This is a genomic window from Sporosarcina koreensis (assembly GCF_001531445.1).
GTDB classification, from domain to species: Bacteria; Bacillota; Bacilli; order Bacillales_A; family Planococcaceae; genus Sporosarcina; species Sporosarcina koreensis_C.
In genome coordinates, this window is the sequence record NZ_LQYA01000007.1 from 78,444 (window position 1) to 93,291 (window position 14,848).

13 protein-coding genes are annotated in these 14,848 nt (G+C 41.1%); all 13 read left to right on the top strand.

The annotated features are described in order from the left end of the window. The first annotated feature begins 1 nt into the window (after position 1). The 13 genes from AWV70_RS02555 (at position 2) to AWV70_RS02615 (ending at position 14,842) form a co-directional block, all read left to right on the top strand. A complete protein-coding gene (locus AWV70_RS02555) occupies positions 2–1,018 on the top strand; it encodes an ABC transporter ATP-binding protein (protein WP_082713436.1) in 1,017 nt (338 codons plus the stop codon). Continuing rightward, positions 1,019–2,011 (top strand): oligopeptide/dipeptide ABC transporter ATP-binding protein, encoded by a 993-nt coding sequence (locus AWV70_RS02560; RefSeq protein WP_201024301.1) that lies wholly within the window; start codon positions 1,019–1,021, stop codon positions 2,009–2,011. 51 nt (positions 2,012–2,062) lie between these two features. Continuing rightward, positions 2,063–3,631: an ABC transporter substrate-binding protein gene (locus AWV70_RS02565; protein WP_060204043.1), complete on the top strand. Its 1,569-nt coding sequence runs from the start codon at positions 2,063–2,065 to the stop codon at positions 3,629–3,631. A gap of 42 nt (positions 3,632–3,673) precedes the next feature. Further along, positions 3,674–5,074: a M14 family zinc carboxypeptidase gene (locus AWV70_RS02570; RefSeq protein WP_060204045.1), complete on the top strand. Its 1,401-nt coding sequence runs from the start codon at positions 3,674–3,676 to the stop codon at positions 5,072–5,074. 138 nt (positions 5,075–5,212) lie between these two features. Beyond that, a complete protein-coding gene (locus AWV70_RS02575) occupies positions 5,213–6,160 on the top strand; it encodes an alpha/beta hydrolase (protein WP_060204047.1) in 948 nt (315 codons plus the stop codon). A 15-nt stretch (positions 6,161–6,175) separates the two neighbouring features. Then, a complete protein-coding gene (locus tag AWV70_RS02580) occupies positions 6,176–6,802 on the top strand; it encodes an FMN-binding negative transcriptional regulator (RefSeq protein WP_082713437.1) in 627 nt (208 codons plus the stop codon). A 249-nt stretch (positions 6,803–7,051) separates the two neighbouring features. Further along, entirely contained in the window at positions 7,052–8,533 is a 1,482-nt protein-coding gene (locus tag AWV70_RS02585; RefSeq protein WP_060204051.1) for a sodium:solute symporter family protein, read from the top strand. Between the two features lie 15 nt (positions 8,534–8,548). Continuing rightward, positions 8,549–9,781 carry an AGE family epimerase/isomerase gene (locus tag AWV70_RS02590; RefSeq protein WP_060204053.1) on the top strand — a complete coding sequence of 411 codons (1,233 nt, stop codon included), beginning with the start codon at positions 8,549–8,551 and terminating at the stop codon, positions 9,779–9,781. Next, complete coding sequence (locus tag AWV70_RS02595) at positions 9,781–11,001, top strand: hypothetical protein (RefSeq protein WP_060204056.1); 1,221 nt, start codon at positions 9,781–9,783, stop codon at positions 10,999–11,001. The genes AWV70_RS02590 and AWV70_RS02595 overlap by 1 nt, the downstream gene beginning before the upstream one ends. Continuing rightward, positions 10,985–11,752, top strand: coding sequence for a glucosamine-6-phosphate deaminase (locus tag AWV70_RS02600; protein WP_060204058.1), 768 nt, complete (start codon positions 10,985–10,987; stop codon positions 11,750–11,752). Before AWV70_RS02595 ends, AWV70_RS02600 begins: the two co-directional genes overlap by 17 nt. Continuing rightward, entirely contained in the window at positions 11,749–12,903 is a 1,155-nt protein-coding gene (locus AWV70_RS02605) for an N-acetylglucosamine-6-phosphate deacetylase (RefSeq protein ID WP_060204060.1), read from the top strand. The genes AWV70_RS02600 and AWV70_RS02605 overlap by 4 nt, the downstream gene beginning before the upstream one ends. After that, positions 12,891–13,646, top strand: a complete 756-nt coding sequence (locus AWV70_RS02610) for a sugar isomerase domain-containing protein (protein ID WP_060204062.1) — start codon at positions 12,891–12,893, stop codon at positions 13,644–13,646. Before AWV70_RS02605 ends, AWV70_RS02610 begins: the two co-directional genes overlap by 13 nt. A gap of 53 nt (positions 13,647–13,699) precedes the next feature. Further along, the gene (locus AWV70_RS02615; RefSeq protein ID WP_060204064.1) at positions 13,700–14,842 is read left to right on the top strand and encodes an ROK family protein; all 1,143 of its coding nucleotides are present in this window, start codon (positions 13,700–13,702) and stop codon (positions 14,840–14,842) included. Positions 14,843–14,848 lie beyond the last annotated feature (6 nt).

Consider the following 14,848-nt stretch of genomic DNA (forward strand, 5'->3'; position numbering starts at 1 on the left):
ATTGGACAAAGTTCTGGAACTTAAAGATTTCAATGTCACGTATAAAAATAAAAGCAAAAAAGTGTATGCAGTGAAAGACATAAATTTAGTCATTAACAAAGGTGATTCGCTAGGAATCGTTGGGGAATCTGGTTCCGGAAAATCGACTTTAGCGATGGCGTTATTGCGGCTATTGCCTGAAAAGAATACTGACATTAACGGAAGCTCGAATTTTGCCAATATGGATTTAGTCCAGGCGAGTGAAAAAGAATTAAAAGAAATCCGGTGGAAGGAATTATCCGTTGTTTTTCAAAAATCGATGAATGCGCTAAGTCCAGTTCACCGGATTGGAGAACAAATAGAAGATATTTATAGGGTGCATAAACCAAATGCACGGAAGGATGAAATACTTGACCGGATCAAAGCTTTACTGAAATTAGTCAATCTCTCAGATAGGGTCATTAAGATGTACCCGCATGAATTATCAGGTGGAATGCTGCAAAGGGTTGCCATCGCAATCAGTTTGATACATGACCCGAAGCTCTTAATAATGGATGAAGCAACTACTGCGCTGGATGTCGTTACACAAGGGCAAATTCTTGCGGAAATCGTGAAGATGGAACAAACATTGGATGTTACGCGAATTATGATAACCCATGATATTTCTGTCGTTGCAACGACTTGCAATAAAATCGCAGTTTTATATGCCGGGGAGCTGATGGAGGTCGGGTATGTCAAGGATATTTTAAAAGATCCGAAACACCCCTATACAAAGGGCTTACTAGCATCTATCCCATCTTTAAGCGGAGAAAAGGAAACGCTGACTGGCATACCAGGTCATTTGCCTGATCTCTCCCAAAAATACGAGGGATGCATTTTCGCACCAAGATGCAAGTTCGCTATGGAGCAATGTGAAAAAAGTAAGCCTTCCGAAGTGCAGTTGTCGGCTGAAAATCGTGTTTGGTGTCATCTATATTCACATCTTGATAGAGATGAACAGCTGGAGAGCAGAGAAGATCTAGTGGAGGTGAACAGATAGGTGGAAGCGAAAAAGTCGTTTGTGAAAATCAATAATATTTCCATGTGGTATCCACAAAAAAATAAAACATTGTCGCAAGTGTTCAAAAAAGAACAGCAATGGGTGAAGGCAGTGGATAACGTATCACTTGAATTGGCCAAGGGAGAGATTTTAGGCGTAATCGGCGAAAGTGGCTGCGGCAAATCGACTTTGGGAAGAGCGTTAGCGAGATTGGAAAATCCCACGCAAGGCGATGTGTTTATCAACGATATTTCAACACAAAACCTAATCAAAGAGGATCAAAGGAAGTTCAGAAGAACCGTCCAGATTGTATTTCAAAATCCCTTTGATACATTCACTCCACGGGACACGATTGAAAAAATATTAATGAGACCGCTTAAACTGCATGGGATTGAAAAAAACGATGAGGAAAGGAGGAAAAAGTGCATTGACCTATTGGAGTCGGGAGGGCTGAAACCAGCAGAGGAAATTATGAAAAGATATCCTCATGAACTATCTGGAGGGCAATTGCAGAGGATTTCCATCTTACGTTCCATGCTATTTAATCCTCAATTTATAATAGCGGATGAACCTGTTTCGATGTTGGATGTTTCGGTAAGGGCGGAAATCATTAATATGCTATTAACATTAAGCCGGGAAAATGATGCAACTGTCGTTTTCATTAGCCATGACATAGCTCTCACAAGATATATTTCAGATAAAATTGCTGTCATGTACTTAGGAAAAGTGATTGAATATGGAGATTGTGAAACGATTATTAATCGTCCTCAACATCCTTATACGCAAGCATTGATTTCGAATACGGCTTCAATCGATCCCGATGAAGAAAGAGAAATCATTAAAGTGGAGGGGGAGCCACCAACCCCTGTGAATCCGGGGCCTGGTTGCTATTTTGCACCGCGGTGCTTTAAAGCGACGGAAAATTGTTTTAAACAGTATCCGGAAACAGTCGAGTTCGAATCGGGGCATTTCGTCAGCTGTTCAGAGATTTAATCTAATTCTAGTTTTTATTGACTAAAAATTCAAAATAGGGGTGTTGGTAGTATGAAAAAGAGAATGTTTGCTTCGATTTTTTTCAGTCTATTGGTAGCTATTTTTGTTGCGGGCTGTTCGGATTCCGGTGCCTCAAGCTCAGGAGGGGATGGTGAGAATGTTCTTATTGTAAGGGCAACAGGTGATCCGATGTCCTTTAACCCGGATACAACAGCTGATGATAATGCATATGCGATTGTGCAGAACTTGTTTAACCGGCTTGTGAAGCTAGACGCTTCTAAACAAGTTATCCCGGATCTTGCGAAGGATTGGGAGGTTAGTGAGGATGGATTGGCAATTACCTTCTATTTAAATGAAAACGCCAAATGGCATGACGGTGAGCCGGTCACGAGTGAAGATGTAAAATATACATTCGAAACGATCCAAGCGAACAAAACGTATTACTTCAGCTCTAGATTAGAAATTGTTGATTCGATTGAAACGCCGGATGATCATACGGTTGTCTTTCATATGAAGTCCCCGGATGTGTCATTCATAGCGGATCTCGGTTGGTATGCAACGTTTATCCTGCCTGAACATGTTTTTAACACGGATGTGTCATGGGAAGATAATGCTGCATCGAAGGAACCGATTGGGTCGGGGCCATTCAAGTTTGGAGAGTTTAAGCAAGGTGTGAACGTAACTTTGGTGCCGAACGAAGATTATCATGAAGGGAAACCGAAGATTGATAAATTAGTGTTCTCCATTATTCCAGATGAGCAAACAGCTATTCAAGCATTGATCAATGGAGAAATCGATGTGTTTGAAAATGTCCCTTCATCCAGCGTAGAGCAATTAAAGAGCAGAGATAATGTTCGACTGGAGCTTAATGAATACCCATCACCTGCAAGAATTATTTTCAACCTGACAAAAGAAGAAGTGGCGGATGTCAACGTCAGACAAGCAATTGCAACAGCTATCGATAAGGAAGAAATATCGAAAAAAGTGTATAGCGGCATTCAGAAGCCTGAATATAGCATGTACCCTTCTTTGATTGACTGGGCGGCGAATACGGAAGATACCTCACCTGAATTCAATATTGAAAAGGCGGAGCAAATCCTTATAGATGCAGGTTATGAAAAGGATGCAAACGGATTTTACGTTTCAGGAATTCCATTGGAAGTATTCGAAGGCAGCGGTTATCCCGACATGGCTAATCTTATGAAAGCGACATTGGCAAAGGCGGGAATCGGCATAGATATTAAAGTGAGCGAATTTAATGCATGGAACCAAAAGATAACTGTGGATAAAAACTTTGTACTGGAATTGCAAGGCGGATTTATGGGGCCAGACCCTGCTGCTTTGGCAAAAAGATATGGCACTGGAGTAGGCAGCAACTATGGAGCATATAGCAATTCTAAATTTGATGAATTGACGAAAAAAGCGGCTTCCACGGGTGACCAAGAATTAAGAGCTCAATACTATAAAGAAGCTCAGGCGATCTTAGCTGAAGACTTGCCATTCATCCCGATCGTTACATTTGCAGGATACGATGCGAATAATAGCTCGTTCGTCAACTTGCCAATTGATGGAGCTGGTAAATGGGGATGGGCAGAGTATACGTTTACAGAACGTAAATAAAAGTGGACTGACGATAAAAATACAGATTAACGGGAGGAAACTATGAATAAAATCTTTGAAGAGGTTGTACAAAATATCCCCAATTACACGGAGTTTTTGACTGTGGACGAAATGGATGCAAGCAGCCGTAAACTAGCTGAGGAGTATCCTAACGCTGTAGATTTATTTGAAATCGGCCGTACACGAGAGAACCATCCGTTGTATTGCTTGAAAATCGGGGAAGGGTCAAAAAATGCACTTATGTTTGGCCTCCCGCATCCCAATGAACCAATTGGCGCCATGATGCTGGAATACTTTTCTCGGGAGCTGGCCTCGAATGAAACATTGAGAAATGAGCTTGATTATACGTGGTATATCATCAAGGCGTGGGATGCAGATGGAACAAAGTTGAATGAAGGCTGGTTCAAAGGTCCATTTACTTTATACAATTACGCAAGAAACTTTTTCAGACCTGCCGGACATCAGCAAGTAGATTGGACGTTTCCGATTGAATACAAAAAACTGAATTTCAATGATTCCATACCGGAAACAACGGCGATGATGGAATTGATCGACAGAATTAAACCTGAATTCATTTACTCATTGCATAACGCGGGGTTCGGCGGTGCTTATTGGTATATCACCCATGAAACAAGCGAGGTCTATGATGAATTGCGCCAAACAGCAATAAAACACGGTGTCCCCCTTAGTTTAGGGGAGCCTGAAGCGCCTTTTTGCGAGGCGTATTCTCCGGCGATTTATCAAAGTTTAGGGATTCGTCAAAACTATGATTACCTCGAAAAATACGGCGTGGAAAACCCGCAGGAACATATCAATGTAGGGACATGCAGTGCGGATTATGCCATGGAGAAGTATGACAGTTTCACTTTACTGACAGAGCTGCCCTATTTCTATGATGAAAGAATAAAAGATTTATCAGAATCTGCTATCAGCAGGCAAGAGGCTGTTCTTAAAAGCCTGGCGTTCTCAGAGGAATCCGATGCATTCATTCTACAAACATTGGAAGACATAAAAGAATGTACAAGCAAGGATAACCCTTTCCGTTTAGCATTGGAAGCATTCACTGACAATAAAGAAGGAAATGCTGCCACAAGAGAAATGGTGCTTGCAGACCCTACATTTGCTAGAAAAGCGACTGTCGCCGAGGAGTTCGACAACTTGCTCGTATCTAAGTTTTATAAGATGTTGTCTTACGGGATGCTGGTACGATTGAGCGAATCGGAATTAACAAAGCTGAAAGCGAATCCTGAAGTAGATGCAGAGAAAAAGGCAGAATTGGAAAGAACTTATGAAACTGCCTTGGCACATTTGAAAGAACTTAGCGATAGGCTGGAAAAAGAGATTAATTATCAAGTCGTGCCTATTCAAAAGCTTGTAGCAATCCAATTGGAATGCGGCCTGATCTTGGCAGATCATTTTCAAAAAAATAAAGTCACTAAATAAGATTTCGCTATCGGAAATTGTTAAAGGAAAGCGACTCTCTGTTGGAATGTCAATGAAGGCCTTGATGCATGTGAAAATGCGTCAGGCCTTTCATCTTAATTCGGCAGGAATATACATTGACTTGAAGGAGGTAGAAACATGGTGGATCCACAGGTAGAAGAGGTTTTGAGCAGGCAAGCTAATTCAGGAAATGATTCAACGGAAACAACGTCTGTTGCTGAAGCGAGAAGAATGTTTTCGGAATCTCGAACTAACTTTAAGGAAATAGTGAAAGAAGTTGCGTCAGTTACAGATGTAGTGCTAGATAGTCCTAACGGCAAGATACCGATTCGAATATATACACCTGAGGGCAATGGGCCATTTCCTGTACTAGTCTTCTTTCATGGTGGCGGTTTTGTTCTTGGCGATTTAAATACGACACATAATATTTGCAATTACCTAGCGAATGGTGCTGAATGTATCGTTGTATCTGTCGATTATAGATTAGCACCTGAGCATAAGTTCCCTGCAGCTGTTGAAGATGCATACTTTGCAACACAGTGGGTCGAGGAGAATGCTTATACTTTTATGGGTGACCCGTCACGAATTGCTGTAGGCGGGGAAAGTGCAGGGGGTAATTTAGCAGCGGTTGTATCGATAATGGCTAGGGAGAATAAAACCCCAGCTTTAAAATTCCAATTACTTATTTATCCATGTGTACAATTTGGGATGGAAACAAAGTCAATGATTGAGTGTGGCGAAAAATATAATTTAACCGTCAGTGAAATGAAATGGTTTGGTGATCATTATTTCTCAGATAAGAGCCAAATGACAAACATATTCGCTTCACCGCTGCTTGCTGAAAACTTGGAAGGCCTTCCTCCGGCACTAGTCATCACAGCAGAATTTGATCCCCTTCGAGATGAAGGAGAAGAGTATGCCGATCGGTTGGCTTCTTCTGGTGTTCCGGTAAGAAAAAAATGCTACCCAGGAATGGTTCATAGCTTTTTTAACTATTCGGGTGAAGTGGATCAAAGTCAAATTGCGTTGGATAAAACGGTTATGGAGCTACGAGAAATTTTTTATTCATCAGTAATGAAAAGCTAATGAGATAGGAAAGTAGTGATACCTATTTATATTCCAGAATACTACAAGGAAATGGATTTAAATAGATTGGTGGCGTTTATGAAGGAATTTGATTTTGCTACGATAATCAGTAGTGTTGATCAAAAGCCCATTGCGACTCACTTGCCATTTCTTATAGAACAAAAAGGTGACATGGTAGAGATTACAAGCCATATGGCGAGAGCCAATGAACAATGGAAAAGCTTTAACGAAACTGAAGAAGTTCTTATTATATTTCAGGGGCCTCATAGCTATATATCCCCAAAATTTTATGATAGCAACAAAAGCGTCCCTACTTGGAACTACGCTTCTGTTCATGTGTATGGAACTCCGTATATCGTGACGGAGGATAGTTCAACGTTTGATTTATTGAAAAAGACCATTGTGAATTACGAGCCAAGCTTTGAACATGCATATAACCAAATCCCGATGGAGCATAAAAGTAAATTAGTGAAGGAACTAGTTGGGTTTGGAATACACGTCACAAAAATTGAAGGTGCCTTTAAGCTCAATCAGGATAAATCAACACAAGAGCAAGAAAGAATAGCAAAAGCTTTGTTGCGTAGTGAAGACAACACAATCTCAGGAATTGGGAAATTAATGAGAGAAAACCTTGGTTTGTAAATAAAAGGGTTGTCGAGCAACTATAAAATCATAATAGAAAGGAGCCAATCAGATTATCTCTGGTTGGTTTTTTGTTGCGAATAACACTCTAACTAAGCTCATTATCTAACAACCAACCATACAGTCATACCATCTGAAGTAATCTCGTATAATACTGTAGAGTTAGATTTGAAATAATCTTTACATTATTTGAAATGTATGATACTTTTTATTTAGTCATAGACTATGATTAAAAGGAGGAAAGGGAAAATGGCGTTTCTTGATTGGGGTGCAGTTGCTTTATTCTTTGTTGTCATGGTAGCGATTGGTTTATGGTCTTACAAAAAAGTCAGTGGTTCAGAAGACTTTTTTGTGGCTGGGGGGAAGCTTCCTTGGTGGTTGTCGGGGATTTCACATCACGTTTCAGGTTACAGTGGGGCAGTATTTGTAGCATATGCAGGACTGGCCTACACGCATGGTTTTAGCATCTATATTTGGTGGGCAGTTACAATCACCATTGCAGTAATTGTAGGCGCATTTACTTTGGCGCCTAGATGGGCCAGGCTACGGATCAATTATAATATCGAGTCTCCTACTGAATACTTGTCAACTCGTTATAATGTGCCGACTCAGCAGTTAATGGCTTGGTGTGGAGTGCTATTGAAATTGTTTGACGTAGGAGCGAAGTGGGCCGCCATTGGCATTTTACTTAACATCTTTACGGGAATGCCAATTATTTATGGGATTATCGCTTCAGGGGTTGTTTCTTTAATCTACATTACGATTGGTGGGCTATGGGCGGATGTGTGGACAGACTTCGCACAGTTTATCGTCCAGATTGTGGCGGGGCTTGTCATGTTTTTCGTAGTTATGAATCTATTAGGCGGGCCGAGCTCGCTAACGGGCATTTGGGAGCAACTGCCAAAGGAAAATTCCGATCTATTCAGAGATCCTTATACGGTCTGGTATGTATTCTTCTACTTCTTTGTTGTGTTTTTGAGCTATAACGGAGGTACTTGGAATTTGGCTACGCGCTATATTTCTTCACCTTCGGGTAAGGATGCAAAGAAGAGTGGTATTTTATCGGGTGCTCTGTATCTCATCTGGCCATTGTTTTTGTTCTTCCCTATGTGGGCAGCGCCTATCATCATGCCAGGTTTAAGTGACCCGACACAATCTTACGGATTAATGGCTCAAGAATTGTTGCCGGCAGGCTTAGTCGGTTTGGTGCTAGCAGGATTGTTTGCGGCAACTATGTCGATGACGTCCTCAGATGCAAATACGATATCAGCAGTTATTACCCGTGATATTCTGCCAGTGATGTCTGCTAAATATAAGGGGATGTCACAAAAAGAATCACTTAGAATTGCTCGCATAACGACGTTCACTTTTACATTCGTTACATTAATTATCGGAATTCAAGCTGAAAGTTTTGGAGGCGTGTTGGGGTTGATCATCTCCTGGTTTGGTGCATTAATCGGTCCGATTTCCATTCCGATGTTGTTGGGGCTATTTCCACAATTCAAGCATTCTGATTCCAAAGCGGCGATTTCCTCTATACTTGCTGGTTTAGCTACAATTGTTATTACTAAATACTTTGTGACAGTGCCTTTGTCATTATCCGTCGGTCTTCCTGTGCTTGTTTCTGGAATCGTTTACATCGGCATGGGGCTTTTAAATCGAAAAACTCCAGTTGCGCCTGAAGTAGAGGCTTTGATTGCTGCAGTAAGCACTGACGAACAAAAAGCGTAAGGAGATGTTTACACCATGGGGTACGAGGAGATAAAGCAATTTTACACTACACAATTAAACACGAGCTTCATCCCTTATTGGGAAACGAAAATAGATTTCCAGTACGGTGGTGTTTTCTCTTGTATCCAAAATGATGCCGATGAGATTGTAAGTCAAGACAAATATATATGGTCTCAAGGAAGATTTTTATGGATTGCAAGTAAGCTATTAGAGAAAAAAGAACGGTATGTATTGAACGGCAAATGGGAAGATGCCGCAGAAAAGACTTATACCTTTTTACGGAAAAATGCTGTAATGACAAACGGTCACATCGTCAATGCAGTAGCGAAAGATGGAACGCATTTGGAAGACGAGATGGACAATAGTATTTTCGCAGATTGTTTTTATGTCCTTGGCTGTAATGCATATGCGCAGTTTACAAAGGATAGTGCAATCTATGAACATGCAAAAAGTGTATATAAGCAGATTAAGAGAAGAATAGAGGAAGATACATTTCAATCAGAACCTTATCCTATTCCTAAAGGATTTCAATCCCACTCTATTCCAATGATATTGATTAATGTCACCGATGAGCTCTATAGCTCATCGGTGCAATTCAACGATCCTGAAAGCGAACAGATCAGGGAGCATGTTAAATTGCTGTTTCTGCAAATCACCCAGAAGCACATTAAAGAAAAAAGGATTGTTGAAATGATGCCGAATCATTCCGAAGATGAGGACACGTTGCTCTATCGGCATATCAATCCGGGTCACACATTGGAGTGTCTTTGGTTTTTAAACGAAGCTCTACAGCATTTTCCGAATGAGGAAAAAAAGGCACTTTCACATGAATTTATACGGTTGATAAAAGATACAGTGGAAATTGGCTGGGATCAGCAATTCGGTGGATTGTTTCGTTTCGTCGATGAAACGGGGGGGATTCCAAAAGGAAGATGTATTGATGACCGTTTTGAGCAATTAATCTTGGATACATGGGATACAAAGCTATGGTGGCCGCATTCTGAAGCTCTTTATACTGTATTACTTTACAGTATCCAATCTGACGATGAAGAGTTAGAACGATGGTATGAGAAAATAGAAAAATATTGTTTTGAAATTTTCCCTTCCCCGGATGGGCTTGAATGGATTCAAATACGCAGCCGTGCGGGCGAACCGGTTCGAAAGACGGTTGCATTGCCTGTAAAAGATCCATTTCATATTATGCGTAACTTCATTAAGATCATCGACTTGGTTGAAGGAGTACAGTAATGCGGTTGACCGTTAAGGAAATCGATATTACCCCTTCTACACCAATCAGCTTGGCCGGTTTCGCACATCGAGATACCTATACGGAAACTGTATATGCTCCCATTCTTTTGAAAATGTTTTATTTTACGGATGATAAAAATCAGTTTCTATTGTTCGTTGCGGACTTGATTTGGTGGGATGATCAATTTGTTGAAGATATGAGTGTCAAGATAAGCAAGGATATTGGTATCGATGCAAATAATATTTGTTTCCATGCGACTCACAATCATTCAGGACCCCAAACCTCGAACAAGTTTAGTAAGGAGCTCGGGATTTTGGATGAAGGGTATATAAAGTATTTATATAACACAATCCTGAGAAATACGCATGAATTGCTAATGAAAATCGGCGAGCTAGTAACGGTCAAAGTATACAAGGGTTACTCTGACATAGGTATTTATCGAAGGAAGAAGCACGAAGGTCAAATCTTGATGAAGCCAAATGAAGATATACCTAACGATTCTGAGCTTACATTCATCGCTTTTATCGGTATGGATGAATCGATGAAGGGAGGTTTGATTCACTTCGCATGCCATCCTACAAGTACCGACATAAATGAAATTTCGAGCGAGTTCATAGGGGCATGTTGCCGAAAAGTAAGTAACCGTTTCAATGGAGTGCCTGTTGCTTTCTTACAAGGTTTCACAGGAGATATCCGGCCAAATCTCGTGGCAAATGGCGATTTCTTCAGGGGAACCGCACTCCATATGGAAGAACTGGGCGAACGATTGGCGGAGGATGTCATTCGAATCATGGCTAATCCCTCACAAAGATTCACAAATTTTACGTTGACGAGTTCGATGGATTCGTTGCCATTGTATTTTGACGAGTCCCATGATGGACATCCTGCTTCTGAAATGCTCGATGAATGGCGGAGTTTAAAACTCCAAAAGTTCATGCTTAATGATCAATTAGTCTTTTTGTTTTGTAACGCTGAAATGGTACAGTCCTACGGATTATTCGCCAAGCAATACGGTCAGTTTGTATTGCCCGTCGGCTATAGCAACGGGATGATCGGTTATGTCGCGAATGATTGCCAATTACGGAATGGTGGTTATGAGGCTGAACAGTTTATCAACTATTTTAATTTGAAGGGAAAACTTAGGGCTGGAAGCGAAGTGTTGATCAAGATACAACTGAAAAAGATTATGGAAGAGGTGCACAATGAAAGCGATATTTGAAGGAAGAACAGATCAACTAGAGTATAAAGTATTTAATAACAGAGAGGGAATGGGTGCTTATTCCGCATCCGTCGCAGCAAAGAAAATCCTAGATGTATTGAAGGAAAAGGAAGAGGTGCGGATCATATTTGCTTCTGCCCCTTCTCAAAATGAGTTTATGAAACATTTGACTGCTGTAGAAGAAATAGATTGGTCTCGAGTCGTAGGCTTCCATATGGACGAATACATCGGCCTTCCGGAGGATTCCGATCAGTGGTTCAAAAATTACATTGAATCACATTTGTTCGCTAAAGTGTCTATGAAAATGTTTCATTTCATCGACGGGACAAAAGATCCCGAAGCGATGATAGAAGAGTATGGATTATTATTAGCTGAAAATCCGATTGATCTTGTCTGTTTGGGTGTTGGAGAGAATGGACATATCGCATTCAATGATCCACCAGTAGCGGACTTTGACGATCCCTTTCCAATAAAGAAAGTGGAACTGGACCAATTCAGCCGACAACAGCAAGTTAATGACGGTTGCTTCGAAACTTTGGAGAAAGTGCCGACACATGCACTCACACTTACGATTCCTACTCTACTGAGAGGAGACATGATGGTATGTACCGTCCCGGGAGCCACCAAGCGTTCGGCAATCAAGAAAGTATTAAATGACCCAATATCAACAGATTGCCCAGCTACAATTTTACGGACCCATGGCAATGCTTACTTAGTAATGGATAAGGGTGCCTATGGAGACTTCCAATGAGGGTAATTCAAGGAAACCTATTGGGTGGCGGTAATCGTTCGGTAGAGATAACCGTTGCCGATGGGCTAATAAAAGAAATTGTAGCTATTGAGTATGATAGTTCGCTGTCCTATATTACACCGGGGTTAGTTGATTTACAGGTGAATGGTTATATGAACATTGATTTTAATAATGAACCGTTGTCGCCGGAAGAGTGGAGAACGATTACTCGTGAATTATCTAAGAACGGTGTGACGACATTCTATCCGACTATCATTACAAATAGCATTATTAATTTGCAACGGATATTTGAAGGGAATTTGGAGTCGTTGAAAAAAGAACCCGATGTACTGAAATACATTGGAGGGTTCCATTTAGAAGGCCCTTATTTATCCGATGAAGATGGTCCAAGGGGAGCGCATGATAGGGAATTTATCAAAAAGCCTGATTGGGAAGAATTTAAGTTGCTTCAGCAAAAAGCAGAAGGATTAATAAAAATCATTACTTTGTCTCCTGAATGGGAGGAGTCAGAGGCTTTTATACAAAATGCTGCCAAGTCAGGAGTAAAAGTTGCTATCGGTCATACTGCATCCACTACCGACCAAATTAAGAAAGCGGTCCAGTCAGGGGCTACGTTTTCAACCCACTTAGGGAACGGTGCCCACTTACAGTTACCCCGCCATCCGAATTACATTTGGGATCAGCTGGCCGAAGAAAAATTATGGGCTACAGTAATAGCTGATGGATATCACCTCCCGGAAAATGTATTGCGTGTTATCAAGGAAGTAAAGAAGGACAAGATGGTGCTTATAAGCGACAGTGTCGCTTTAGCCGGAATGCCGGCAGGGGATTATCAAACAGCAGTTGGCGGTGAAGTGACTCTTACGCAAGAGGGACGTTTGCATTTGAAAGGAAATCCCGCTCTTCTCGCGGGGGCCGCCCAAAGTCTTTGGGAAAGTATACAACAGTACGTTGATAATGGGATTGGCAGCATGATAGATGCGATACGGAGAGGGTCAGTTTTACCTTCGGATCTAATGGGATTGCCACAAAAAGAAGGTCTATCAATTGGTGCCCCTGCGGACCTTTTGAAGATACGTGTGGATGATGGCGGTTGGAAAATTGAATCAGTCTACAAATATGGGGAACGGGTGAGTTCATGTCTACCTTAATGATGCAATACTATGAGGAGATTACTAAGTATTTGCAAGAGATAACGACCGATGAACAGGAAAATATAGTAAACGCGGCTAAAGTTTTAGCCGACCATATTAAAAAGGATAAAATCTTCTTCGTGTATGGTCCCGGCGGACATTCCAACTTAGCCGCCCAAGAGGTCTTTTTCAGGGCAGGTGGTTTAATGCATGCGAGTGCCATTTTGGATGAAGGTACGTTGCTTAGCGGCGGAGCCCTTCGATCAATGGCTATTGAACGCACACCAGGTTACGGCCGGATTGTTATCAATGATTATGGTGTTGATAAGGGAGACTTGCTGATCATTGTAAATGCCTATGGAATAAATACAGCTACTATTGACGCCGCACTTGAAGCGAAGTTGAGGGGAGCTTTTGTCATAAGTGTAAGCTCTCATGGTCATGCAACCGAGACACCAGATAATCATCCAGCTCGCCATCCATCCAAATCAAATCTTCATGACCTCGCTGATATCAGTATCGATTCAAAGGTGAAGGTGGGAGATGCGGTCATGACAATTGAAGGCCAAGAGCAAAAGGTAGGCGCGATTTCCACTTTCGTCAATGCTTTCATATTAAATAGTGTAGTCATCGAAGCTGTACAAATTCTGGCGAATGATGGGATCAGTCCACCGATATGGAAAAGTGGAAATGCCATAGGCGGGGATGAATGGAATAACCAATTTATCGCAAAATTCAAAGGGGAAATAAAAAAACTATAAAAATCATATATAATGGAAGGGAGTTGGTTCATTAACAGTTAGGAGAGCAAACGATGATAAAAGGCACTGGTCTATTACGGGAAAAAAATAAAAGAACGTTATTGTCTCATGTTCGAAAGCTCGGAGAAACATCAAGACAAGAATTAGTGAAGCTAATGAACGTGAGTAAAAATACTGTATCACTTATCGTAGAAGACATGATAAAAGAAAATATTCTCGTTGAAAAAGGAATTAAGGAGCCGGGGAGGAAAGGACGTCCCAGAATACGGATTCAAATTAATCGGGACAATTTCCTGGCGGTTGGTTTTTCTGTCAGCAAATACAATCTCCATTATATTGTGGTCAATTATTACGGGGAACAGGTGGAGCAAAATACTTTTACAGTCGACGGTTCATCATCAGACCTTGTGGTGGCTATGATTTATGATATAGCAGAAAATCTTATTCAGCGTTATAAAACGCTTATCGGCATTGGAATTGGTATACCAGGGATAGTGGACGTGGATCGGAAAATCGTCTTGACGTCTACTCCTTTAAACTGGCGTGATGTGACATTTACTAAGTTCGAACAAATCGGTGTACCTGTCCACCTTCACAATAGCGTAAATATGGGAGCCTTGGATGCTATTAATAGGAACGGGTTTACAGAGGGGGAAGAGACGTTTTATGTCCGCATTGGCGAAGGAGTAGGCGGAGCGTACATCTATGAGAATGACATACTAAATGGAGCAAGTTGGACTGCTGGAGAGATTGGCCACTTATCTATTGAAGCTACAACTGAGCGTTGCAGATGTGGCCAATTTGGTTGTCTGGAAATGTTAATCAATCATGTGTCGTTCCTAGATAAGCTGCAGCATACCGAATACCGAATTCCTAAAGCAAGGGAGAATATTACGTTCGCGGAGGAGTTGCTTCATTCCGGGCAGATTCAAAAAATTGTTGAACAATATGGATGTTATTTAGGAAAAGCAATTGTCCAAATCATCCATATTATAAACCCAAAATATATTTTAATTGATTCGTCATATAATGCATTCCCACAGTTTGTCGATGCTTGTAGCAAAACGGTGCGGCAAAATGCATTGGAAGCATCCATCCAGAATATGACGATAACGTATGAGAAAAAACGAAGTCAACTTTACAGGGGTGCTGCACTTTATTCAATCTTACATTACGAGCAGCTGTTTGATCATTAATTGTAA

Bases quoted from the DNA above. Each gene is read 5' to 3' on its own strand.
- AWV70_RS02565 (WP_060204043.1), top strand. From the start codon at position 2,063: ATGAAAAAGAGAATGTTTGCTTCGATTTTTTTCAGTCTATTGGTAGCT.
- AWV70_RS02570 (WP_060204045.1), top strand. From the start codon at position 3,674: ATGAATAAAATCTTTGAAGAGGTTGTACAAAATATCCCCAATTACACG.
- AWV70_RS02575 (WP_060204047.1), top strand. From the start codon at position 5,213: ATGGTGGATCCACAGGTAGAAGAGGTTTTGAGCAGGCAAGCTAATTCA.
- AWV70_RS02585 (WP_060204051.1), top strand. From the start codon at position 7,052: ATGGCGTTTCTTGATTGGGGTGCAGTTGCTTTATTCTTTGTTGTCATG.
- AWV70_RS02590 (WP_060204053.1), top strand. From the start codon at position 8,549: ATGGGGTACGAGGAGATAAAGCAATTTTACACTACACAATTAAACACG.
- AWV70_RS02595 (WP_060204056.1), top strand. From the start codon at position 9,781: ATGCGGTTGACCGTTAAGGAAATCGATATTACCCCTTCTACACCAATC.
- AWV70_RS02600 (WP_060204058.1), top strand. From the start codon at position 10,985: ATGAAAGCGATATTTGAAGGAAGAACAGATCAACTAGAGTATAAAGTA.
- AWV70_RS02605 (WP_060204060.1), top strand. From the start codon at position 11,749: ATGAGGGTAATTCAAGGAAACCTATTGGGTGGCGGTAATCGTTCGGTA.
- AWV70_RS02610 (WP_060204062.1), top strand. From the start codon at position 12,891: ATGTCTACCTTAATGATGCAATACTATGAGGAGATTACTAAGTATTTG.
- AWV70_RS02615 (WP_060204064.1), top strand. From the start codon at position 13,700: ATGATAAAAGGCACTGGTCTATTACGGGAAAAAAATAAAAGAACGTTA.